Origin of the sequence: Pedobacter sp. KBW01, assembly GCF_003852395.1 — a bacterium.
GTDB lineage: Bacteria > Bacteroidota > Bacteroidia > Sphingobacteriales > Sphingobacteriaceae > Pedobacter.
This window is the reverse complement of sequence record NZ_QAJQ01000009.1, coordinates 169,506-194,726: the sequence shown is the minus strand read 5'-3', so window position 1 is coordinate 194,726 and position 25,221 is coordinate 169,506. Positions and strand designations below refer to the sequence as shown.

Here is a 25,221-nt window from a genome sequence, read left to right as displayed (position 1 = left end):
AAACAACTGACACCATTAAATTGTTATTTTTACGCTATGCTTATTAAGATATATCCGGAAAACCCCAACGAAAAAGCCATTGAACAGGTTGTAGAAGTACTGAAAAAAGGCGGCCTCATCATCTATCCAACCGATACAATTTACGGCTTGGGCTGCGATATTACCAATCCAAAAGCAATTGAAAAGATCTGCCGTATACGTGGCATTAAACCCGAAAAGGCCAATTTCTCTTTTATCTGCCACGATTTAAAGCACATTTCCGATTATATCAAACCCATTGATAATACTACTTTCAGGGTACTGAAAAAAGCCTTACCGGGCCCTTTTACCTTTATTTTTAATGCGAACAACAATGTACCCAAACTGTTAAGTTCGAACAAAAAAACAGTAGGTATACGTGTGCCCGATAATAACATTGCGCGCTGTATTGTAAAAGAACTGGGTAACCCAATCTTATCGAGCTCAATAAAAGACGACGATGAAGTAATTGAATATTCAACAGATCCCGAACTGATCCACGAAAAATACGAAGACCTGGTCGACCTCGTTATTGATGGTGGTTACGGCGACAATGAGGCTTCGACAGTGATAGATTGCACCACCGGCGAGTTCGAAGTAATCCGTGAGGGTAAAGGAAATATCGAGGATTACCTATAAATACATTAAAATAAGCCGGTAACTCTACCGGTTTAAGAGGATTTATCAACATCTTGTTAAAATGCCGAAGAAATATATAAATTTATATTTTCAATACTGTATTGTCCAGGCTTTTAACAAACAAACCAGTAATTAATCACCCCATAATACTGAATTAACATTCAAAACCTATTTTCGCAACCTAATTATTCTATATGGCGCTACAATTACTCCAATAACTGTTCATCAGTTTAAAAATCGTTGTCGGACAAATGGTTTCTCCGTATTGTTATATCTATTTACGGTATAGCGATTGTTGTTTCCTGCTGAATGATCAAAAAATTCTCCAACAAAACAATCCTTATTATCCCGTATGACAAAACGCTAATCTAATCATCCAAATTCTTGCGGGACCGTTCCCGAATTTTAAAGCAATTACTCTTGATTCGCTTAACTAACTTATTAAAAAAGATTTATTCATCATTTCATATCAAAAACAGATTATATGAAAAAACTTTTACTATTATCCTTATTTCTTACCCTCTATTTCCCTTTAACTACATTGGCACAGATTGCCAGTTGGGATTTTACAGGGCAGAGTATGTTGGCAACCTCTACAGCCACAACATCCGATGCAGGCTTAGCCGCCGTTCCAGTTATAACCCGTGGAGCAGGTGCAGCAGCAAGTGCAGGTAACAATTCATTTAGGACAGTTAATTTTAAAAATGACGGCATATCTACCGCCAACACTGACTATTTTCAGGTAACATTAACAGCTTCAGCGGGCAATAAAATTTCACTTAGCTCTATTGATGCCCTTTTTGCCGGAACAGCTACTTATTATGCAAACGCGGGTGTTAGCTCGCAATATGCTTATAGCTTAGACGGAACAACCTTTACCTTAATAGGAAGTCCATCATCGATAACAAATACAACTGTTGCCCCAAATGCATCTCCTACGGTTAACCTATCGGGAATAACGGCATTACAAAATGTAGCAACAGGTACCACTATAACCATCCGCTATTACGCTTCAGGACAAACAGCTACTGGTGGCTGGGGCTTTAACTCTCCTGCTGCCGGAAGAATCGGTTTCAACATTGGGGGTTCGGTAACAAGCTCTGGCACGATTGATACAACACCACCAACAAATGCTTCTGGTTACCCTAAAACCGCCTTAATAACCAGCACTACGGTAAACCTGATCAGCAATATCAATGAAACCGGAAATACTTATTATGTTTTATTACCAGCTGCAGGAACAGCCCCAACAACTGCACAAATAAAAGCAGGTAAGGATGGCAATAATGTTCAGGCACTTAAATTTGGTACCATTGCCAATACAACCAATACTGATGCGGGTACAACCATATCAGCACTTACACTTTCTACAGCTTATAAGATATATGTGGTATCCGAAGATGCAGCAACTTCGCCAAATCTACAAGCTTCAGCTACTACATTAAGTTTCTCTACCCTTGGCGCAGCTGATATTACCCCACCGGTAACCACAGCAACCTATCCAAAAATAGCTGCGGTTACCACTACTGCTGTTGCTTTTGTAAACAACATTAACGAAGCGGGCACCACTTATTATGTGCTGGCGCTATCAGGCGGTACCATACCTACCCCAGCACAGGTTAAAGCCGCACAAGATGGAACAGGTGCCGCAGCTTTAAAATCGGGTTCATTTGCCAATACCGCCAATACCGATGCCAGTGCATCAATTGCAGGTTTAACAACCGGTACAGGTTACACCTTATATGTGGTTGCACAAGATGTGGCCGGCAATTTACAGACCGCAGTGGCCACTGTTGATGCGACTACCGCCAACCCGCCTTTGGTAAGTGCACCTGTAATCATCAGCCAGTATTACGAAGGAACTTCCGTAAACAAATGGATCGAACTGACCAACCTGAGCAATGCCCCCATTAATACCGCATCACCACAATTAAAACTCGCGCTTTATAATATTTCGGGCGATGCTGGCAATATCAACATTACCGGAGCGCCATCGCAAACCGTAAATTTAAACTTTACTATCCCTGCGCACGGTACAGTGCTTTTGGGCAATACAGGAAACAGCACCAGCGAAGTGCCTTATTTAACCCCTGCAAGCGCCGTATTGAACAGCAATACCGTTATCAATTTTAATGGTAACGACGGTGTGGCTTTACTCGATGCTAACAATAACATTATCGATGCTTTTGGTCAGGGAGTTAACGCTAAAGATGTTTCTTATGTAAGAAGTTTAAACGTTACTGCACCTAGTCCTACTTACGTGGATGATGACTGGACCAGAACTCCACTGGCTACTGTACAAAATGCAATCGACGATGACGATGCCAACAGGTTAGGAGTTCATTTCCCTCCAAATTTACCTGCCTGTGCAGCGCCAACAGCCCCGGCAACAGCCCTTACTTTTAGTGCGGTAACCACAGGAAGTATCACGGCTGCTTTTACCAAATCGGGCGATGCCAACGAATACCTCATCATCAGAAGTTTAAATGCAACATTAAGCGCACTTCCGGTTGATGGTACCGCTTATGCCATTGGCTCTTCTTTTGGCGGTGGTACCGTTATCAATAAAATTGTAAGCAATACTTTTATCGATAACGGCTTAACCAGCTCAACCACTTACAATTACTTTATTGTTCCTTTGAACAACCTTTCCTGTACCGGCGGACCGAAATATTTAACCACCAATATTTTAACCGCGGCACAAACTACCAAAACCCTGTTACCATGTGCCACTCCAACCGCACAGCCTACAGGTTTTACCATTACCTCATCCAACTACAACTTTATTCAGGCATCTTTTACAGCAGCCAGCGCAGCCGATGAATACCTGGTAGTAATGAGCACCAGCAATACCTTAACCGCAGCCCCCGTAAACCAAACCGTTTACAATGTTGGCGACATGCTGGGCGGTGGTATTGTGGTAAAAAGAGGAAGCGGCACTTCGTTTATCAGAAACGGATTAACGCAGAACACCAATTACTATTTCTTTACCTATGCCCTAAACAGTGCCTGTAGTGGTGGTCCGTTGTATTTAAGCATACAACCACTTTTAGGCAATTTTAAAACAGGCATCCTTGATGTAAACAAACTGAATTTCTATTACGGTAACCTACACAGTCACAGTAGTTATTCGGACGGAAATAAAGACGATTTAACCAAAAAACCTGAAGATGATTATGCTTTTGCCAAAACGGCAATGAATCTCGATTTCCTGGGTATATCAGAGCATAACCACACCCAGGCAGGTATGTCGTTGGCTAACTGGCAACCCGGTATCGACGCTGCTAAAAAAGCAACCACCTCTACTTTCGTTGCTATGCATGGTATGGAGTGGGGTGTAATCAGCGGTGGCGGACACGTAATTGTGTACGGTATCGATTCACTGATCGGTTGGGAACCTGGCGAAAACCAGATTTATGTACCTAAAAGTACCTATACCGGTCCGGCTGGTTTATTCAGTATCATTAACCGCCATGGTTTAAATGCCATTGCAACTTTGGCCCACCCCAATACCACCGATTTTAACAACATTTCTGCCACTTACGATTTAAGTGCCGATAGTGCCATTGTTGGTGCTGCTTTAGAGAGCGGTCCCGCATTTTCTACCAACGTTACCTATTCCGACCCGGCAAGTTCCATGAGTTATTTAAGCTATTATAACCGCATGCTCGCCCGTGGATATCACCTTGGAGCAACCATCGATCACGATAACCACAATTTAACCTTTGGTAAGCATACCCGTGCAAGGCTGGTGGTACTGGCTCCCGCCCTTACCGAAAACGATTTATTGGATGCCATTAAAAAGATGCGTTTCTATGCATCAGAAGATTCGGCGGCCAAAGTAATTTTCAACATAAACAAACAGCCCGTAGGTAGCGTATTTAAAACTGCCGGTGCACCACAAATTTCGGTAAGTTCTATTACCACAAGCCCGGTAACCAGCATCAGGATTTTATATGGAACACCAGGAAGCGGAACCAACCCGGTTGAGTTAACCAATAGCGCTACCGCAAGTTTAACCTATACCGATAATGCTTTAGCCAATCTGGCCACTGGTTATTATTATGCTGATATTGTTGAGGCCGATGGAAGCAGGATTATTACCTCACCTATCTGGTACACCAGAGATGATGCAACCGTTAAAAAAGACCAGGTCATTACTTTTGCCGCTACCAGGACCGCTACTTATGGCGATCCCGATCTGATTGCAGGTGCTACCAGCGATAATACCGCCATCAATATCGGGTATACCAGCAGCGATACGAATATTGCAACCATCAGCAATAACGACATCCATATTGTAAAAGCAGGTACGATAACCATTACGGCCAACCAGCCCGGCGATACCTTCTTTAATCCGGCTGTAGCCAAACAACAGGTATTAACCATTGCCCCTAAAACCATTAACGTAACCGCCGATGCCAAAACCAAGGTTGAAGGTACCGTTGATCCGGCATTTACCTATGTTTCTAGCCCTGCGTTAATAGGCACCGATATCTTTACTGGTGCATTAACACGCGTTACGGGCGAAACCGCCGGCGATTATGCCATTCAACAGGGAACATTAGCATTAACCACCAATTATTCCCTTAACTACAGCCCGGCCAATTTAAAAATCTACGCCAAACCAGTTGCAGCGTTGAGCGGTAATATTTCTATCCCTGTAAATACTACTGCACCGGTCATTACCTTTACCGCAACAGCAGGTACTGCACCCTTTACCTTTACCTACAACATTAACGGTGGTGCCAATCAAACTTTAACATCAGCAACAGCTACGGCAACCCTTATATCACCGGCCAGTACCGTAGGTACCTTTGTGTATACCGTTACCAGCATTACCGATGCTTATAGCACGCAGCCACAGAATATTTCTACCACGGTCAAAATTAACCCTATTCCGGTAGCAGCTATTTCGGGCACAACCGCACTATGCTTAAACGGAACCGCACCAAACATTACTTTTACAGGCAGCAACGGTACAGGCCCATATACCTTTACCTATAACATTAACGGCGCGGCCAATAAAACCATCAGCACTGTTGGGGCAAACATCACAGTAACTGTAGCGGCACCTGCCAACGTAGCCGGCACTTTCAATTATAACCTGGTAAGCGTATCCGATGTAAATGCCGGGCAGAACCAAACCGGAACTGCAACAGTAACTGTTAGAACTTTGGCTACAGCAACCATCTCGGGCACTACAGCAGTACCAAACCTAGCCGCGGTACCAAACATTACCTTTACCGGTGCAAACGGAACAGCCCCATATACCTTTACCTATAACATTAACGGCGGCACTAACCGCACGGTAACCTCTACAGGCAATACTGCAACAGTTGCAGCACCAACCAGTACAGTGGGTACTTTCGTTTACAATTTGGTAAGCGTGTCCGATATCAACTGTGGTCAGCCACAAACCGGCTCCGCAACCGTAATTATCCGTCCGCTACCAGAGGCAACCATCGCAGGTAATGCATCCGTATGTAACTTTGCTTCAACACCTAATATTATCTTTACAGGTTCAGTAGGTACAGCACCATACACCTTTACCTACACCATAAATGGAGGCGCAAACCGCACCATCACCACAAACAACACCATGGCAAGCCTTAGTGTACCAACCAGTTCGGTAGGTACCTATACCTATACCCTGGTAAGCGTGGCCGATGCCTATGCCAGCCAGTTACAGAGCGGATCGGCAACCGTAACCGTAAATGTTTTACCGGTAGTTGCTATCAGCAGCAATAAAGGTGTTTCTATTTCTAAAGGCGATGCCCTGATTTTAACCGCAACAGGTGGTACCCAATACGGCTGGTCAGGTGCCGACATCATCAGCGGACAAAGCACTGCAGCCCTAACCATCAGGCCAAAGCAAAGCGGTACTTACCGGGTTACAGTAACCAATGCAAGCGGTTGTGTTAGCGATCAAACCATTGCCATTACCGTAATAGAAGATTATAAACTCGAAGCCAGTACTGTAGTTACACCCAACGGTGATGGTTATAACGATAAGTTCATCATCAAAAACATCGATTATTACCCCAACAATACTCTAAAGATTTTCGATAAAACCGGACGCATCTTATACACCAAACGCACCTATGCCAACGATTGGGACGGAACCCTGAACGGCAGTCCGCTCTCAGAAGGTACCTATTACTACATCATTGATCTCGGTAACGGTATAGGTACATTTAAAGGTTATATCAACATCCTTAGAAACTAATTACAGACATGAAAGCAATCATCAAAAACATAAAGCAAATAAGTCGCGTAACGTTTCTATTTGCAGCAGGCCTTTCCTTTATCAATCAGGTAAAAGCACAGCTCCTGCCCTTAAATGCCCAGTATTTCCAAAACCGCTATCTGGTTAACCCCTCTATGGCCGGTATTAACGAAGGCTTTAACATTAACGGCAGTTTCCGCAAACAATGGTCAAACATTCCGGGGGCACCGCTTACCCAAAGTGTTACCCTCGATCAGAAGGTAAATAAAGTGGGCTGGGGAGTAAATTTCTACAACGAAAAGTCGGGCGGTATACAGCGTACCAAAGCTGTTGGAACCTTTGCTTACCATTTGCCCTTAAACAGCGAAGATCAGAAACTAAATTTTGGTATTTCGTTTGGCGCCAGTCAGGACAGGCTCGATTTAAGCAGCATCAGAAACAGCGATATCAACGATCCATCCATTGCCCGCTTTAACGACAGGGGTTACTATCTCGATGGCGATTTCGGTGTATCGTATACTTCGAAAAACTTAACCATCGAAGGTGCCGTACCCAATATGCGTTCCGTGTTCCGTAAAGATGATTTAAACTTTGCCGATAAACCCACCTTTTACTCGGCGGTGAGTTATAAATTTAACCTCGGCTCAGGTATGGATGCCGTTAGTTTAGAACCCAAAGGCGTATTCAGAGGCATTAAAAACTACCAGAATTTATGGGATGCCGGCTTAAACGCCAACTTTGCCAACGATAAACTCTATTTAATGGCCATGTACCACAATACGCAAAATGCTACGGTTGGTTTAGGTATGAATTACAAATCGACCTTGTACCTTATGGCTTATTACAATACAGCAACATCAGCCATCAGTGGTTATACCGGTGGCGATTTTGAAGTGAATGTCCGTGTAAACATCGGCAAGAAACCATAGTACATCGTACAGCATAACTACGCTCCATATAAAGCCGCAGACCATCCATCTGCGGCTTTTTGCATTTTATCCGTAATGCTGAATTTATTTTATTAGCGTTGTTTGTTGTTTTGTAGGTTCTAATAGCTACTTCGTGGTCAGCATCTCTAACTAAAGACAATCCCGGAATTGAACTTCCTCGCATCAATCCTCTTAGCCTGTCATCCTAAGCCTCCCGATGGATCGGGACAGGTAGTCGAAGGACTTTCACTACACCAGTACTATACCTTTCTATCGCCATCCCCCCCTATCGGCACCTTTCCCCTGAAAGGGAAAGGGTTCAAGAGAAATATTTACCTCCCAGCCTTCACGCACCTGGATCGTCCTTTAGACTTGTAGAAGTTTTTTATTTATGAATTAATTGAATTTATAATTGGTTTAACTTTGAATAAAAGCTTACCTGATCGGTAGGCAAAAGCACTATGCTGACAAACAGCCAAACTACATAAGGGTCAAAAAGTTACGAATCTGTCATCAATCCTCCTTTGTATTCGAGAATTCTAAAATCTAAGGAGACAATCTTAACGCCAACCCTCTGCACCCTGCCCTCCGGCCTAGGAGATTTTCGCCGGAAAAAGCACGAAAAACTTTGCACTGACTTTCATACCCTCATTGCCCAAAGCAGGATCAAGCACGTGAGTTGGGATGAGCGCAGGCAAGCGCCTAAAGACTGCCGCAATTAAGTTTTTCACAGGTTTTTACAAAGATCCAAGCCTTGATTTTTGGTTACCTTTTTATCAAGAAAAAGGTAAGAGCCCTCGCGGCAGCGAGCGGAAGAAAGCCCCCTGCATAGGAAAAAACATATAAATTTCACTACTTTTACCCCATGGCCAAAACCATCAACCTCGAAACATTCAAAAGATTTTTCCGCTCAGAACAAATCGGTGGACTACTGTTACTCATCTGTGTAGCCATTTCCCTCATCATTGCCAACTCTTCCGATAAAGATAGCTTTATCCACTTTTTGGATACCAAAATCGGCTTCGGCGCAGTAAACTACAGCATTTTAGCATGGATTAACGATGCCCTGATGGCCATCTTCTTTTTACTGGTAGGCCTCGAAATTAAGCGCGAATTATTGGAGGGCGAACTCTCTTCCATCAAAAGCGCCAGTTTACCTGTAATTGCCGCTTTAGGTGGCATGCTTGTACCCGCAACCCTATATTTTGTAATTAACCATAACCAGCCTACCGCAGCCGGCTGGGGTATTCCCATGGCTACCGATATTGCCTTTGCGCTGGCCATTATTGCGATGTTGGGTAAAAACGTACCTGCCAGTTTAAAAATCTTCTTGGCTGGACTGGCCATTGTAGATGATTTAGGTGCTATTTTAGTCATAGCCATTTTTTATACCAACCAAATCCATTTCGAATACCTGACCATGGCTGCAGGCGTTTTACTGCTGCTCAGTTTAATGAATTATTTCGGGGTAAAGCGACTCGTATTTTACCTCATCCCTGGTATTTTGCTCTGGTATTGCATCCACCATTCGGGTATCCACGCCACCATTGCAGGGGTCTTACTAGCTTTTACCATCCCAACCAATAGCACCAGTAACGAATCGCCTTTAGAAAAACTCGAGCATTTTTTAACCACACCCGTTAATTACTTCATCATGCCCTTGTTTGCGATGGCCAATACCAATATTACCTTTCAAAAAGAAATGTTAAGCGGTCTGCTTTCACCCTTAGGTCTGGGCATTGTAATTGGTTTATTTGCCGGCAAAACCATTGGGGTTACACTTTTTAGCTGGCTGGCGGTTAAGCTCAAATGGGCGGCCTTGCCCAGTGGCGCAGGCTGGAAACACATATTAGGCCTCGGCATGCTGGCCGGTATCGGCTTTACCATGTCTATTTTTATTGCGCTGCTTTCTTTTAGCGAGCCTATGCACATTGCAGAAGCGAAGTTTGCAATCTTAACCGCATCGGTTTTATCGGGAGTGGTGGGGTTTCTGTTTTTGAAAGGGGTAAGAAAGGCTTAAACATATATTTAACCACAAAGGACGCTAAGATGAAGCACAAAGAACGCGGTGTATACTGATTACCATCATGCCTTCGTTTAAATTTCGTTCAGCCTGAGAATAATATTAATTAAAGATTTCAGTAGAATGATCGTCATTTCGACTGAAGTGAAAAGGAATGGAGAAATCTTTGAAGATGTTTAAATATGTAGCTAAACTGAAATCGGAGACAATACTTCAAAATTCATTTTGCATTAAATACGATTGGTTAGCAACCTCGAAAGCAGATCGCTAATATTGATTTATCCAATAAATTAACCTTCAGGATAACAGCCTTATGCGGCAAACCTCTGCACCATGCTATCTGGCATAGGAGATTTTCACCGGAAAAAGCACGAAAAACTTCGCACCTCCTTTCATACCCCACTGCACAAGGCAGGATCAAGCGCGTGTATGGGAACGAGCAAAGGCAAGCGTCTAGAGACTGCCGCAATTAAGATTTTCGTAAATTTTCACAAGGAAGGATCCAAGCCTTAGGTTTTTGTTACTTTTAGGCCAAGTCAAAAGTAAGAACCCCCGCCGCGGTGAGCGGATATAACAATAATGAGAGATGCTGAAACAAGTTCAACTGACGGTAAGGGTTTGTCTGCACATTGCCATGCGGCATAGGAACGGATTCAGAAAGGAAATAAAGAAGGTCCTTCGACTACCTATTGATCATCTCACCATTCCATTTCCTCAAAATCTGTTAAAAATATCACACCAATTAACAACCTTTAACATATTTTTAGTTAAATATTGTAAACAAGGTTAAAAACCGTTAATTAAAATCAACCGTACATTTACCTACTGTATTTTTAGTTCATGAAAACTAAAACATTAATACTAATGCTGCTAATCGGATTTGCAGGCATTAAAATAACCCATGCGCAGGATTCTACAGGTTTAATTAAACACAGCGTTCACCTTTCACCCTTTGCTGGTTATAATTCAACACTTAAAGCGCCTGTATTTGGGGCAGAAATAGGTTACGAATTCCGCTTAAACAAGCACTGGGGCTTTACCGCGGGGATGAGCCTCGCATACATCAAAAAAAACAAGCCAAACGTAGGTTACATCGTTTCTAACGGCAGTGTAACACCAGCCAAAGACATAAAAATTTGGCAAAATGCCCTATATGCAGGCACAAAATACTACATTGGCCGTTTTTATCTTTCTGCAGAATTAGGTTATCAGGAAGAATCTCAAACCATTAATTTCCCATATACCAGCTCAGGTAGCAGTTACAATTATGGTACAACAGCTACAAACGGATTTTATCAGGCCTACGGATTAGGCTATCAGATTCCTTTGAAAAAAGGCGATAATATTGAGCTATTTGCAAAAGGTTCGGGCGCAAACAATACCAGTTTCAATCTTGGCTTTCGATATTCGTTTGGCTTATCAAAAAGAAAGTAATACTATTTTCTACATGGAAAGCAAGCGCTCCGCTATAACAGCGTAATAAAAACTTGCTAAAAACCCCTTATAACCACAAAAACATGGAGGGAACCAGGCTATTAGCAATAGTTTCCGCCCTGTTTTTTATTACAAACCTATAAGATCATTACAACCTTATAGGTTTCTTAGTGTTTTGGTGCCTTTTGGTAAAAACAATTACGTTTTTAATTCCATCCGCCCCCTAAAGAACGGTACAACCCTACCACAGCATTTAACTGTTCGGCTTTAATGGTAGCCAGTTCCAGTTCGCTTTGCAATAAGTTGCCTTGTGCAGTAATTACCTCTAAATAGTTGGCCATGCCACTTTTAAATAATAAGCTTGCATTTTTAGAAGCCTGCTGTAAAGTTTGTGCCCTTCTTTCGGCAATGCTGTACTGGTCTTTCAGTTTTTCTACTTTAGTCAGTTCATCAGAAACTTCGCTTACGGCATTTAAAACCGACTGACGGAACTGGATCACTGTTTTCTCGCGGTCAATTTTTGCCAGTTCTAAATTGGCCTTTAACTGTCCGCGTTGAAAAATAGGTTGCGTAATACCACCCGAAACCAACCCGAACAACGAAGCCGGTACATTAAACCAGTTACTGGCTTTAAAAGAGTTAACGCCACCACTGGCGGTAATTACCAGCGAAGGATATAAACTCGCTTTAGCTACACCAACTTTGGCATTGGCTACATTAAGTGCCAGCTCTGCCGACTTAATATCTGGCCTGCGACTTAACATAGCCGATGGAAAACCCGCGTTTAAATTGGCAGGAATACTCATTTTATCCAAACGGCTGGCGCGGTTAATGGCTTTAGGCAAAATACCAATCAGTACACTTAAAGCGTTTTCCTGTAAAGCTACATTTTGCTCTAAACGCGGAATCAGCTGTGCAGCAACCAGCTGCTGTGCCTGTGCCTGCTGAATGGCCAGCGAAGTTACCTGACCTGCATCAAACTGCAGGTTAATAATCCTTAAAGTACTATCGTTCAGTTTAAGGTTTTTACGGGCAATTTCCAGTTGTGCATCCAGCATCAGCAAATTATAATAACCCTGGGCCACATTGGCCACTAAGCGTGTTTGTACAGCTTTTCGCGCTTCGGCAGTTTGCAAAAAGCTGGCCAAAGCGCCCGCCTTTTGGTTACGGATCTTCCCCCAGATATCAGCCTCCCAGAATACGCCCAGGTTAGCGCTGTAATCTTCAATGTGGCTCGAACCCGTAAACTGGTTTAAGCTCAATCCGTTTAAACTGTTATCAGAAGGGCGGCTCGAACTCGCCGATACCTGCAATTTCAGCTCGGGCAAATTGCCCAGTTTCGATTGTTTAAACAATACTTCGGCCGCATCGATATTTTTCAAAGCAATCTGCATATCGTAATTTTTAACCAAAGCTGTATCAATTAAAGTTTGTACAGTAAGGTCGTTAATAAAACTTTTCAAGGGCATAGTGCCAATGCTCGAAGAGTCTTGAGGTGCTGTGTTTCTGAATAAGCCAGGCGCAACATTGGGCAAGGCTGTATCTTTCGAAACCGAACATCCGCTCCAAACCAAAGCGAGGAATAGGATGCTATATAAATTAAACCGTTTCATAAACTGCATGATTATTTACAGGCTCTTCATGGTGGTGAACAACCTCTTTTGATTTTTTGGATATTTTTTCCTGTAAAGCCTGGAAGATGACAAAAAGTACCGGGATGATAAATAGACCTAAAACCACACCAGATACCATACCTCCGGCAGCACCAATACTGATAGAGTGGTTACCCTGTGCCGATGGGCCCGTTGCAATACTCATTGGGAACAAACCAAACACAAAGGCAAGCGAGGTCATGATAATCGGCCTGATCCTTAATCGCGCGGCTTCAATAGCCGAATCGAACAAACTCAGTCCTGCCCTTCGCCGCTGCACCGCAAACTCTACAATCAGGATGGCGTTTTTAGCCAGTAACCCAATAAGCATAATGAGCGCTACCTGCACATAAATGTTGTTTTCGATACCAGTTAAGCCCAATACCACAAACACACCAAATACACCAGTAGGGATAGATAAGATTACTGCTAATGGCAGGATATAACTTTCATACTGTGCCGATAACAAGAAGTAAACAAATACCAAACAAAGCAGGAATATCACTGTCGATTGTCCGCCTGAAGAAATCTCTTCACGTGTTTGTCCCGAGAATTCGTAAGCATAACCCGTTGGCAATTGTTCCCTGGCGGTTTCTTCAATCGCTTTAATGGCATCACCAGAGCTGAAGCCCGGTTTAGGGATCGCATTTACCTCGATAGAGTTAAACAGGTTATAACGCGAAGCCGTTTCAGAACCATAAACGCGGGTTAGTTTAACCAGGGTATTAATAGGCACACTCTCGCCTGCCTTGTTTTTAACAAATACACGGTCTATACTCGCCGGGTCAGTTCTATCGGCAATATCGGCCTGAACCACCACACGGTAGTATTTACCAAAGCGGTTAAAATCTGATGCCTGTGCAGTACCGAAAAAGGTTTGCATGGTTTGCAAAATGTCTTTAACACTTACGCCCAGCTGATCGGCCTTTTCATTGTTCACATCGAGCTGTAATTGCGGATAATCTGCTTTGTAAGAAGTAAAAGCAAAAGCAATTGCCGGTTTCGTCATCAGTTTGCCGATAAAGTTATTTGCTACACCACTAAATTTATCCAGCCTGCCATTGGTTTTATCCTGTAACATTACGTTCATGGCCTCAACGTTGCTAAAGCCAGGTACAGTAGGGAAACTGAATACAAAGAAAGTACCGGCAGATATAGCGGCCATTTTAGCCCTTACGATATTCTGTATCTCATCGATATTTTTTACCGCACCCCTTTCGTCGTTCGGTTTTAACAATAAGAAAATCTGTCCGGCCGATGGACTGTTAGATGCAGTTAAAAAGTTATAACCAGCCAACGACATTACAAACCTTGCCGATGGCATTGCCCTCAACTCAGCTTCAGCCTGTTTTAATATTTTATTCGTATTGGCTAACGAGGTTCCTGAAGGAGAAGCAACCGCAATGGCCACAAAACCCTGATCCTCTGTAGGGATAAAACCGGTTTTTGTTCTGCTTACCAATAAAACGGTAACCGCAACAATTAAGGCCAGGCCGGCCATGCTGATCCATTTATTTCGGATAAGCACTTTTAAGCCCCCAATATAACGGTTGGTCATGTAATTAAAACCACCGTTAAAGCCCGCATAAAACTTTTCTACAAAACCTTTTTTAGGTACAGCGTGGCCACCCTCGGCATGTTTGTTCTTTAAAAATAAGGCAGCCAGCGCCGGACTTAGAGTTAAAGCGTTAACCGCCGATATAATGATGGCGATAGCCATGGTTAAGGCAAACTGTTTGTAAAATATACCTGTTGAACCCGTCATAAAACCAACCGGTAAAAATACCGCCGCCATTACCAGTGTAATCGATATAATGGCCCCAGTAATTTCGTTCATGGCCTGGGTGGTTGCCGCCTTCGGACTAAGCCCGGGGTTTTCTTCCATCTTGGCATGCACCGCCTCTACCACCACAATCGCATCATCTACCACAATACCAATGGCCAGTACCAATGCAAACAGCGTTAATAGGTTAACCGAGAAGCCGAACAGCTGCATGAAAAAGAAAGTACCAATAATAGCCACCGGAACCGCTATAGCAGGGATTAAGGTAGACCTGAAATCCTGAAGGAAGATAAATACTACGATAAATACCAGTAAAAAGGCTTCAATCAAAGTATGCTCAACCTGGTTGATAGATTCGTCCAAATCGGTTTTGGTACGGTAAAACTGATTGAATTTAATCCCTGCAGGGAAATCTTTCGATAGTTTTGCCATCAGTTTATCGATAGAAATCTGAATTTCGTTGGCATTAGAGCCCGATAACTGAATTACCCCAATGGTAATACCATCATGGCCGTTTAAGCGGTTTACACTACTGTAGCTGTAAGCTCCCAATTCAACACGGGCCACATCTTTTAAGCGCAATATAGAACCATCCGAATTAGAACGGATAGCAATATTCTGGTACTCTTCTGGTTTGGTAAGCTTTCCTTTGTATTTAATTACATATTCAAATGCCTCGTTACTACGTTCACCTACCCTTCCCGGTGCCGCTTCCAGATTTTTATCCTGAATAGCACTGATCACTTCGTTAGGTGTAATTTTGTAAGTAGCCAATTGACTTGGATTTAACCAAATGCGCATTGAATAATCTTTAATACCACCAAATACACTGGCCGAACCTACACCCGGAATACGTTTAATTTCCGGAATGATATTAATCTGTGCATAGTTGTTTACAAAAACAGCATCGTATTTTTTAGGATCTTCTGAGTAAACACCTATTGCACCAATAAAGCTGTTTTGCTGCTTGGTGGTGGTTATACCATATTGTACAACCTCTGCCGGTAACTGGCTGGTGGCCTGCGAAACACGGTTTTGCACGTTAACTGCGGCCTGATCGGGGTTGGTACCTTGTTGAAAGTAAACCGTAATACCCAGCGTACCATCGTTACTGGCAGTGGAAGTCATGTAGGTCATGTTTTCCACACCGTTAATTGCTTCCTCCAATGATGGAGTTACCGAACGTAAAATGGTTTCGGCATTAGCCCCCGGATACACAGCAGTTACCAATACCGACGGAGGGGCGATATTTGGAAAGCGCTCTAAGGGCAACTTTGTTAGGCCAAGTATACCCACTATTACCAGCAATATGGAAATAACGGTCGAAAGTACAGGCCTGTTTATAAATTTCTGAAACATGACTTATGAAGTTTATTGTTGTCTTATTTTTTTGGATTTGCAACAGCTACTTTATCTGCTGCTTTTTGAGGTTGGATAACCATGCCCTCCTGTAATTTGTCGATACCGCTTAACACAATCTGATCGCCGGCTTTTACGCCCTCTTTTACCAGATAATTTTCGCCGGCTTTACCAACAATGCTAATGGCTTGTTTTTTCACCTTGCTGCTGTCGCCCAGGGTAAACACAAACACTTTATCCTGCATTTCAACTGTTGCCGATTGAGGTACCAGGATGGCATCATTATGTAATAAGCCCAAGCGGATTTTACCGGTATTGCCCGAGCGTAGTACGCCGTTGGCATTAGGGAAACTGGCCCTTAACGTAATGGCACCAGTGTTTTTATCAAACTGACCATCAATCATGTCGATTTTTCCTTTTACCGGATAGGTAGAATTATCTGCCAGTACCAGTTCTACCGCAGGTAAATGTTTAATCCTGTCGGCAGGGGTTTTGCCCGGGTAATTGGTATTGAAACTGTTGAAATCGTTTTCGGCCAGCGAGAAATATACATGTACTTCGTGTATATCCGATAGTTGGGTTAAGGCAGCCTGATCAGTTGGTGATACCAAACTTCCCTGTTTTTTCGGGATCCGGCCAATATAACCGCTCACGGTAGCCTTAACGTTGGTATAGCCTAAGTTAATTTGTGCCGAAGCTACATTGGCTTTAGCCTGCTCGGCATTGGCTTGTGCAATTTTGTAGGCTGTTTTAGCCGTTTTTAACTGGATATCAGAAACGACCTTGTTTTGCACCAATGGCGTTAACTTATCTACCTCCAGCTGTGCATTTAAAATAGCGGCCTCAGCAGCATGTAAACTGGCTTTGGCATTGTTTAAAGCTTCGCGGTAAGGGTTTTCGTTAATTTTAAAAAGTGTTTGGCCAGCAGTAACATAAGCACCTTCGTTAACCAGTACACTTTGTAAATAACCGCTTACCTGCGGGCGTACATCAATATCAACAGCGCCTTGTATAGCGGCCGGATATTCGATAAAGGTGGTTTCAGAGCCTTGATTAATTGCGCTTACCGGTAAAACGGGCGGCGGTGGTGCAGTTGCAGCTTGCTGTGGGGCAGATTTACAGCTGGCCAGTACAATTGTGGCAAAAGCGAGAGCGAAGGCATATTTAACAAATGTAAATCGTTTAACAGTGTTAAATAATAAAAACAAACGATGTAGAGATTTCATATGATTTTAAATTATAATGGATTTAAGATGTATAAACTATTTAACAGTGTTAAATAGCAGGGTAAAAAAAAATTAACTATTAATAGATAAGGTAATTCCCTTAATAGCGTCTTTTAAAATTTGCTGGTTCAGCTCGTTGGTTGTTCTCCCGTCGGGGCGTACCAGGTTGATGGATATCAAACCGTGTATAATCGACCAATAGGTGTAGTACTTTCTACAGATATCATCGTCTGATACCGGTTTTTTATCGAATAATGATTCAATTACATCGCCAAGCATGTGCCCTACATTTTCTGCTTCGGGCAACGAATTCTTAACAGTGCAACAAACCATATCCACACCGTACATCAACTGATAAAATTCTTTGTGGGCAAAGGCGAAATTCCAGTAGGCAATCCACATCGCTTCCATCTGGTCAGCAGGTGCTTCATGTTGGTCGCGCGCTTCGCGGATGTCTTTGGCCAGCATCAGGTAACCTCTTCTGGTTAACTCGAGCAGGATTCCTTCTTTGTTCGAAAAATATTCGTAAATAATCGGTGCAGTATATTCGATCTGATCGGCAATTTTACGCATACTCAATGCCTGCCAGCCTTCTGTTTGAACAATGTTCAAGGCAGCATCCAGAATTTTTGTTCTGGTTTCATCTTTTAAACGTAGTATTCTTTCTTTGCTTCCCATAACTGGAATATAAGGTGTAAATAATCTAACACCGTTAAGCAAATGTAGAACCAATTCCAGAATTCACAATCATGCAATTGTCATATAGAATTTTGCGACGTTAAAAAGTACTCCTATTGCATTTAAATGAGGTTTTTCAGTTTTATTAATATCCTAACGAATATTTTTATCCTAATTTTTAGAGCCTGACAAGCAGACATTCAGGATAAGTCATGGCAGTGATCTTTTGTCAGTATAGCTCTGCCAATAGCCTTACACCACCTTCTCGAATCGTCATTTCGAGCGCAGAGCAACGGAGCCGAGAACCACGCAGTGCACAGCGAAGCTAAATCTTTAGGTGGTAAAATTTACTTTAAGCTTTTATCACCACTTCAGACAACTTAGTACACGTAAGAATTTTAATTAACATTATTTTATGCCACCATGTCTGAAACATTCAATCACTCAAAATTCACAATTCAATCATTCATAATTCAATCACTCAAAATTTGACATTCAATCATTTCCTAAATCCATTATCTTAGTATCATGATATACCGCGAAGCAGCCATAACCGACATTCCGCAAATTCAGGTGGTAAGGCATACCGTTAAAGAAAACACGCTATCCAACCCTGCTTTGGTAACCAATGCCGATTGTGAAGACTTTATTACCCGCCGTGGTAAAGGCTGGATATGCGAAGTAGATGGTAAAGTGATTGGCTTTTCAATTGTAGATTTACAGGAGCATAATATCTGGGCCTTGTTTCTCCGTCCGGAATACGAAGGCAAAGGCATTGGTAAAGCACTGCACAAGCTAATGATGGATTGGTATTTCGAACAAACCCACGAAACCGTATGGTTGGGTACATCGCCTAATACCTGTGCCGAAGAATTTTACACCAGGCAAGGCTGGCAAAAAGCAGGTATGGTAAATAAAGGTGAAGTAAAATTCGAAATGACTTATGCCGATTGGGTAAATAGATAAATTCTTTCGAGATTTCGTCATTGCGAGAAGGCTTTTTCAGCCGACGAAGCAATCTTTTTAGCAAAGATTACCAGTATAAAAGATTGCTTCGTCGTTCCTCCTCGCAATGACGATTTATAGAAAAAGAGAAAACATTAGTCCCTAAACTTCTTCATAAAACTACTTACACTTTCTTCTAAATTGCCATCAGCAATAGCTTTAACGAAAGCAGTACCGATAATTGCACCATTCGCGTACGAGCAGGCTTTATCGAAAGTTTGTTTATCGCTGATCCCGAAGCCAATCATAGTCGGATTTTTCAGGTTCATCTCTTTTATACGGCTAAAATAAGCTTCGGTGGTATTGCCCACTTCTAAATTCTTACCTGTTGTAGCCGACGATGATAACAAATAAATAAATCCATTGGTTAAGCCGTCAATTTTATGGATGCGCTCTTCTGCCGTTTGTGGCGTAATCAGAAATACATTGCTCAGGTTGTGTTGTTCAAAGCAATCCTGATAAAGCTCCTCATATTCCGCCATCGGTAAATCGGGCACAATACAACCATCTACCCCTACTTCGGCGCAAGCCTTACAAAAATTTTCTACACCAAACTGCAGCACAGGGTTTACATAACCCATCAGTAAAACAGGGATGGTAACATTTTTACGTAAATCTTTAAGCTGTTCGAAAAGCACCTTTAAGGTCATACCCTGATCTAAAGATTGCTTGCTGCTCGCCTGAATCACCGGACCATCGGCAACAGGATCCGAATAAGGAAATCCGATTTCCAGGATATCAGCACCCGATTTTTGCAAGGCCTCAGCAATCTGAATGGTATCGCCTAGGTTAGGGTAACCAGCGGTATAGTAAATTGATAATATATTTTTCTTCTCCTGGAAGAGTTGTTTAATTCTGTTCATTTTTTCTATCATTTTCGTCATTGCGAGGCACGAAGCAATCCTACTACAATCGCTACACGTTAACCCAAAGCATTAAGATTGCTTCGTGCCTCGCAATGACGGCTTTCTATAAATTAAAGTACTTAATATAAGTATCCAGATCCTTGTCGCCACGGCCAGATAGGCAAACCACTACATTTTCGCCTCCTTTAAATTCCATTTTTTCGAGGTAAGCCAATGCGTGTGCGCTTTCAATCGCCGGAATAATCCCTTCCAGTTGCGTACACAATAAACCCGCTTCTAAACTTTCTTCGTCGGTAATAGAAACATATTGCCCGCGACCTGTTTTAAACAAATGGGCATGTTGCGGACCAATACCCGGATAATCCAGTCCGGCAGAAACCGAATGCGGCTCTACCACCTGCCCATCTTCTGTTTGCATTAAAATACTTCGGCTACCGTGTAAAACGCCTTCCTTACCTAAATAAGTTGTTGCGGCCGAAAATCCACTCGAAACACCCTTACCCGCAGCTTCTACAGCAATTAGTTTCACATTTTCATCATCCATAAAATGATAGAACATGCCCATGGCATTGCTACCACCACCTACACAAGCTAAAACGTAATCAGGTTGATCGCTTCCGGTTTGCTCTATTAACTGTTTTTTGGTTTCTTCTGAGATGATCGATTGAAAAATAGCCACCATATCAGGGTAAGGATGTGGTCCAACTACCGAACCGATAATGTAATGCGTATCAACCGGATTGTTAATCCAATCGCGCATAGCCTCGTTAGTGGCATCTTTTAAGGTTTTACTACCCGAACTTGCCGGAACTACCTTTGCACCCAGCATTTTCATGCGGGCTACGTTTGGTGCCTGGCGTTCGATATCTACCTCGCCCATATAAATTACACACTCCAGGTTACGCAAAGCACAAACCGTTGCGGTAGCTACACCATGCTGACCAGCACCTGTTTCGGCGATAATCCGCTTTTTACCCAGTTTTTCGGCCAGCAAAATCTGTCCGATGGTATTGTTGATCTTGTGCGCACCGGTATGGTTTAAATCTTCTCTTTTCAGAAAAATATTAGCACCATACTTTTCAGAGTATCTTTTTGCCAGATACAGCGGCGAAGGGCGGCCAACATAATCTTTTAACAATTGATGAAATTCCTTTTGAAAATCGGCATCATCAATAATCTTTAAATAGTTTTGACGCAATTCTTCTACGTTCGGATAAAGCATTTCGGGGATGTAAGCGCCTCCAAAATCTCCGTAATATCCTTTTTCGTTTACTTTGTATTTCATTTTCTTTTCTACTAAATTGTCACATTGATAGCTTTTAAAGATAAGTCGTCATTCCCGCGCAGGCGGGGAATCTTAAAGCACATGCATTACGATTCCCAATCAAGTTGGGAATGACGGATCAACTTATATTTTAATCAACTTCATGATGACATTATTTCGTGCTCATTTCTTTTATAAATTCTTTAATCTTCACTGCATCTTTCAGCCCGGGTTCAGTTTCGAAGCGGCTATTGATGTCTAGTGCATATAAACGATCGTCGCTTATATTTTTTATCGCTGTGGCATGTTCTAAATCAATTCCACCGCTTAAAAAGTAGGGTTTGGAGTAAGTATATCGGTCTAAAACAGACCAATTAAATGTTTTCCCCGATCCGCCATGTGCTTTTGTTTTAGTATCGAACAGAAAATAATCTGCTACATCTAAGTAAGCTGCCAAAACGGCAAAATCGAAGTCTTCATCTATGCCAAAAGCTTTAATCACCTCTACATCTGGAAAACCGGCCTTTAACCCTGCACAATACTCCTGCGATTCGTTCCCATGCAACTGAACGGCTTTCAACTTAAAAGTACTTACTTTCTCTTTTACCTTTTCGATATCTTCATTTACGAAAACACCAACGGTTTTAATTTCAGCAGGAATGTATTTGATCAGTTCTGCAGAAACATCGCTGATTAATCTCGGCGATTTATCATAAAAGATAAAGCCCAAATAATCTGGTTGCAGCTCTGCAACCGCAGCAATATTAGCCGCCAAACGCATACCGCATACTTTTAACTTTAGCATGCCAGTAGTTGTTTAAAACTGTTAAGTGCTTTTTTGCTCACCAGCGATTCTTCAGCTTCGTAATAGCAATCGGCAAAAGACAGTTCGGGCTTTATGGTTCTGATGGCCAGTGCCGAGTTGCAAAGCACTACATCGTTCTGTACCCTTGTTGCCTCACCATTTAATACATCCATAAATATTTTAGCTGATGATTCTACCGTATCGCCACCTTTAATCGCATTTACATCTACCCTTTCAAAGCCCATATCATCGAGGGTTAAAATCTGTTCGCCTTTGTTGCTAAAGGTTTTCACATCGCAGGTTAGCGAAATTTCATCGTAGCCCTCTAACGCATGCACAATGGTATAGTTTTTATCGGTATCCTGGTATAAATAGGCATATAAACGGGCCAGTTCTAAACTAAACACGCCAACCATCTGGTGCCTGGGTTGCCCCGGGTTAACCATTGGCCCCAGCATATTGAAAAAGGTTTTCACGCCCAGCTCTTTTCTAATCGGCGCTACTATTTTCATGGCCGGGTTAAAAAGTGGTGCATGCAGAAAGCAAATGCCTGCAGCATCTAAATTGCGTTTCAAAGTATCCTCATCATTGGTAAAACTATAGCCCAGGTACTCCATTACGTTTGATGAACCGCATCCTGAGGAAACACCATAATTACCATGTTTGGCTACATGATGACCTGCACCTGCTACCACAAAGGATGATAAGGTAGAAATGTTAAAAGTGTCTTTGCCATCGCCACCGGTACCGCAAAGGTCAATCAGTTCGTAAGCCGAAAGGTTAACTTTCACGCACATATCCAGCATGGCATCTCTAAAGCCCTGTAACTCTTGCACGGTAATGTTGCGCATGGCATAAGCGGTTATAAAAGCGGCAATTTGCGAAGAATTGAAAGCACCTTCTGATATGGAGATCAGGATGTTTTTTGCCTCTTCCCTACTAAAGCTCTTGTTCTCGAATAAATGGTTTAATATTTTTTTCATGTTTATTGCCAATGTTATTTAACCACAGATAAAAAGGATGAACACGGATAAAATCTCTGTGTATCTGTGTCCATCTGTGGTTCATTTTTCATTTATATCTTTATTTCATTATGGTTCGTGTCTTCACGAACCATTTATTTAAATCCGTTCCGTGAAGACACGAACCGTGGCGCATAAAAAAAGGATTGCTTTTTGGGCAATCCTCTTCGTTGTGTATAAAATATTTTAAAATATATAACAATAGAATTTGCCTAACGAATTTCGTTATGCCACCACCAATTGTTATTTAAGTTTTTAATTATCATGTTTGTATAAAGCAAATATTGATATAGTTTTTTAAAATTCCAAAATCTTTCTAAAAATATATGTCTTTCTTCAAAAGAAAAGTACAGTTTAATGATGATTTCGGTTTCGGGTCTAATCCGGTAACCAAAAATCAGCGTATGCTCAATCCCGATGGTTCGGCCAATATAGAGCGTACGGGCTTGCCCTGGTTTAAGTTCGATGATACTTATACGCGTTTGGTTACCATGAGCTGGCCGCGTTTCTTTTTGGTTATTCTCATAACCTATCTCCTTGTAAATACTTTATTTGCCATTCTGTACAACCTGATTGGGATTGAAAATTTAGTTGGCGCAAAGGGCCTTACCCTGCGCGATCAGTTTTTCGATGCATTCTTCTTTTCGGCACAAACCATCTCTACCGTCGGTTATGGCCACATTGCGCCACAAGGTTTTGTAACCAGCGTACTGGCAGCATTCGAAAGTATGCTCGGCCTGCTCGCTTTTGCCCTGGCAACCGGTTTGTTATACGGGCGTTTTAGCCGGCCAACTTCTAAGGTTAGTTTCAGTAAGAAAATGGTAATTGCCCCTTACGAGGGCGGCCATGGCTTAATGTGCCGTTTGGTTAATTTACGCCGCAACCAGCTAATTGAGGTAGAAGTGCAGATGGTAATGTCGTACAACGAAATGGTTGATGATAAACAAGTGAGGCGTTTTTACCCGCTTCACCTCGAACGTGATAAAATCAGCATCCTTTCTTTAAACTGGACTTTGGTGCACCCAATTAATGAAGAAAGTCCGTTGTTCGAAAAATCGCTTATCGAATTGCAGCTGGCAGAGGTTGAGGTTTTTGTAATGTTAAAGGCCTTTGATGATACTTTTGCCCAAACCATCCACACACGCACCAGCTACCAGGATGAAGAAATTGAAATGGACGCCCGTTTTGAGAAAATGTATCACCACAACGAGGCTGGTAAAATGGTAATGGATTACAGTAAACTGGATGAGGTTACGCGGACGGTGTAAAATCGTCCCCCTCGATTCGGTAACTGTCGGAATTACTTAAGGGTCTCGCCCATAATAGAGGTGCTGAAATAAATTCAGCATGACGTTAAATGGGAGTCCAATAGCTATAGGATCAGCATGACGTTAATTTGGAGTTTTAGCGACAACTTGCCCAATAAAACCCAAAATATCCTCATACAACTGGTTCCCGCCAAAAATCATCTGGCTAATCATAGGTACATGACTTTTACCTTTAATTTCTTTTATCTCGGCCTGAACACCATTGGCTTTTAGTTTCTCGTATAGTTTAGGCGTTTGCAACTTAATAGCGCCATAAGTTTTACTCCCATAAAAAAGTAGATGTGGATTTTTGATATTGCTTACATAATCCATCGGCGAAGCTGTTTTCCAAACTTCAGCCTGTTCGGTAAAAGTTCTGATGAAATCGAAATAAAAATGGTCTTTTTCAGCTGTGGTTAAATATTCGTGCATATCCAGGCCAAAGGGATCGTTGAGGATTACACCTTTAATTGGGTTTTTAATCCCTGCATTTTTAAAATATTTTGGGTCGGCGTTAATAAGCTCGGCCAAATGCGCACCGGCAGAGTGCCCCATTACAAAAATCTTATCGGCGCTTGCCTTATAAGTGGCAATATTTTCGCTCACCCATTTTACGGCCAAAGCACAATCATCGCCCATTTTTTCGTATTGCACATTTGGAGCCAGGGGATAATTGATGATTACCGTAACCACACCTTTACGCGCAAAATTTCTACCCAACCACCAATAGGTCTCCTTTTTTCCACTGCTCCATGAACCACCGTGAATGAAAACCAAAACGGGTTTATCTTTTATACTGTCGTTCTTATAAAAAATGTTTAGCGTATTGGCCTCATCGGTATTGCCGGCGTAATTGATGTTTTTCGCCTTTTTTACCTGAGCAGGTGAAACGATGGTTTGAAATAAGAGCATGAATAAAACAAAGGGTTTGTACATAAAACAAGATTTTTCTTCTCTATATAAATAAACGAAATTGTTGTAA

16 protein-coding genes are annotated in these 25,221 nt (G+C 42.2%); 7 read left to right on the top strand and 9 right to left on the bottom strand.

Annotation, left to right across the window (positions count from 1 at the left end; all coding sequences use genetic code 11):
• Positions 1-36: 36 nt before the first annotated feature.
• The 5 genes from DBR40_RS10615 to DBR40_RS10595 all read left to right on the top strand — a co-directional run bounded on the left by DBR40_RS10615 (position 37) and on the right by DBR40_RS10595 (position 11,272).
• Positions 37-657 (top strand): L-threonylcarbamoyladenylate synthase, encoded by a 621-nt coding sequence (locus DBR40_RS10615; RefSeq protein ID WP_124559721.1) that lies wholly within the window; start codon positions 37-39, stop codon positions 655-657.
• Between the two features lie 484 nt (positions 658-1,141).
• Complete coding sequence (locus DBR40_RS10610) at positions 1,142-6,886, top strand: gliding motility-associated C-terminal domain-containing protein (protein ID WP_124559720.1); 5,745 nt, start codon at positions 1,142-1,144, stop codon at positions 6,884-6,886.
• Between the two features lie 8 nt (positions 6,887-6,894).
• Positions 6,895-7,815, top strand: a complete 921-nt coding sequence (locus tag DBR40_RS10605; protein ID WP_124559719.1) for a type IX secretion system membrane protein PorP/SprF — start codon at positions 6,895-6,897, stop codon at positions 7,813-7,815.
• An 865-nt stretch (positions 7,816-8,680) separates the two neighbouring features.
• On the top strand, positions 8,681-9,835 hold the full coding sequence (nhaA, locus tag DBR40_RS10600) for a Na+/H+ antiporter NhaA (protein WP_124559718.1): 1,155 nt from the start codon (positions 8,681-8,683) through the stop codon (positions 9,833-9,835).
• Between the two features lie 843 nt (positions 9,836-10,678).
• Entirely contained in the window at positions 10,679-11,272 is a 594-nt protein-coding gene (locus tag DBR40_RS10595; RefSeq protein WP_124559717.1) for a hypothetical protein, read from the top strand.
• A 206-nt stretch (positions 11,273-11,478) separates the two neighbouring features.
• Here DBR40_RS10595 and DBR40_RS10590 read toward each other — a convergent pair whose 3' ends face one another.
• From DBR40_RS10590 to DBR40_RS10575, 4 genes are all read right to left on the bottom strand, one after another.
• A complete protein-coding gene (locus DBR40_RS10590; protein WP_124559716.1) occupies positions 11,479-12,885 on the bottom strand; it encodes a TolC family protein in 1,407 nt (468 codons plus the stop codon).
• Positions 12,872-16,066, bottom strand: a complete 3,195-nt coding sequence (locus tag DBR40_RS10585; protein ID WP_124559715.1) for an efflux RND transporter permease subunit — start codon at positions 16,064-16,066, stop codon at positions 12,872-12,874. Before DBR40_RS10585 ends, DBR40_RS10590 begins: the two co-directional genes overlap by 14 nt.
• Positions 16,067-16,089: 23 nt before the next feature.
• Positions 16,090-17,292: an efflux RND transporter periplasmic adaptor subunit gene (locus tag DBR40_RS10580; RefSeq protein WP_124559714.1), complete on the bottom strand. Its 1,203-nt coding sequence runs from the start codon at positions 17,290-17,292 to the stop codon at positions 16,090-16,092.
• Positions 17,293-17,364: 72 nt separating this feature from the next.
• Complete coding sequence (locus DBR40_RS10575; RefSeq protein ID WP_124559713.1) at positions 17,365-17,970, bottom strand: TetR/AcrR family transcriptional regulator; 606 nt, start codon at positions 17,968-17,970, stop codon at positions 17,365-17,367.
• Positions 17,971-18,498: 528 nt separating this feature from the next.
• Between DBR40_RS10575 and DBR40_RS10570 the strand changes: the two genes are divergently transcribed.
• A complete protein-coding gene (locus tag DBR40_RS10570; RefSeq protein ID WP_124559712.1) occupies positions 18,499-18,936 on the top strand; it encodes a GNAT family N-acetyltransferase in 438 nt (145 codons plus the stop codon).
• A gap of 134 nt (positions 18,937-19,070) precedes the next feature.
• Here the strand turns inward: DBR40_RS10570 and trpA are convergent, their stop codons facing one another.
• The 4 genes from trpA to trpD form a co-directional block, all read right to left on the bottom strand.
• Entirely contained in the window at positions 19,071-19,838 is a 768-nt protein-coding gene (gene trpA / locus DBR40_RS10565) for a tryptophan synthase subunit alpha (RefSeq protein ID WP_124559711.1), read from the bottom strand.
• Positions 19,839-19,944: 106 nt separating this feature from the next.
• Complete coding sequence (gene trpB, locus DBR40_RS10560) at positions 19,945-21,126, bottom strand: tryptophan synthase subunit beta (RefSeq protein ID WP_124559710.1); 1,182 nt, start codon at positions 21,124-21,126, stop codon at positions 19,945-19,947.
• 151 nt (positions 21,127-21,277) lie between these two features.
• Entirely contained in the window at positions 21,278-21,910 is a 633-nt protein-coding gene (locus DBR40_RS10555) for a phosphoribosylanthranilate isomerase (RefSeq protein WP_233603852.1), read from the bottom strand.
• Positions 21,904-22,893 carry an anthranilate phosphoribosyltransferase gene (trpD, locus tag DBR40_RS10550; RefSeq protein ID WP_124559709.1) on the bottom strand — a complete coding sequence of 330 codons (990 nt, stop codon included), beginning with the start codon at positions 22,891-22,893 and terminating at the stop codon, positions 21,904-21,906. Before trpD ends, DBR40_RS10555 begins: the two co-directional genes overlap by 7 nt.
• 365 nt (positions 22,894-23,258) lie before the next feature.
• Here trpD and DBR40_RS10545 point away from each other — a divergent pair, with 365 nt between their 5' ends.
• Positions 23,259-24,200, top strand: a complete 942-nt coding sequence (locus tag DBR40_RS10545) for an ion channel (protein WP_124559708.1) — start codon at positions 23,259-23,261, stop codon at positions 24,198-24,200.
• Positions 24,201-24,323: 123 nt separating this feature from the next.
• Here the strand turns inward: DBR40_RS10545 and DBR40_RS10540 are convergent, their stop codons facing one another.
• Positions 24,324-25,151 (bottom strand): alpha/beta hydrolase, encoded by an 828-nt coding sequence (locus tag DBR40_RS10540; protein ID WP_233603851.1) that lies wholly within the window; start codon positions 25,149-25,151, stop codon positions 24,324-24,326.
• Positions 25,152-25,221 lie beyond the last annotated feature (70 nt).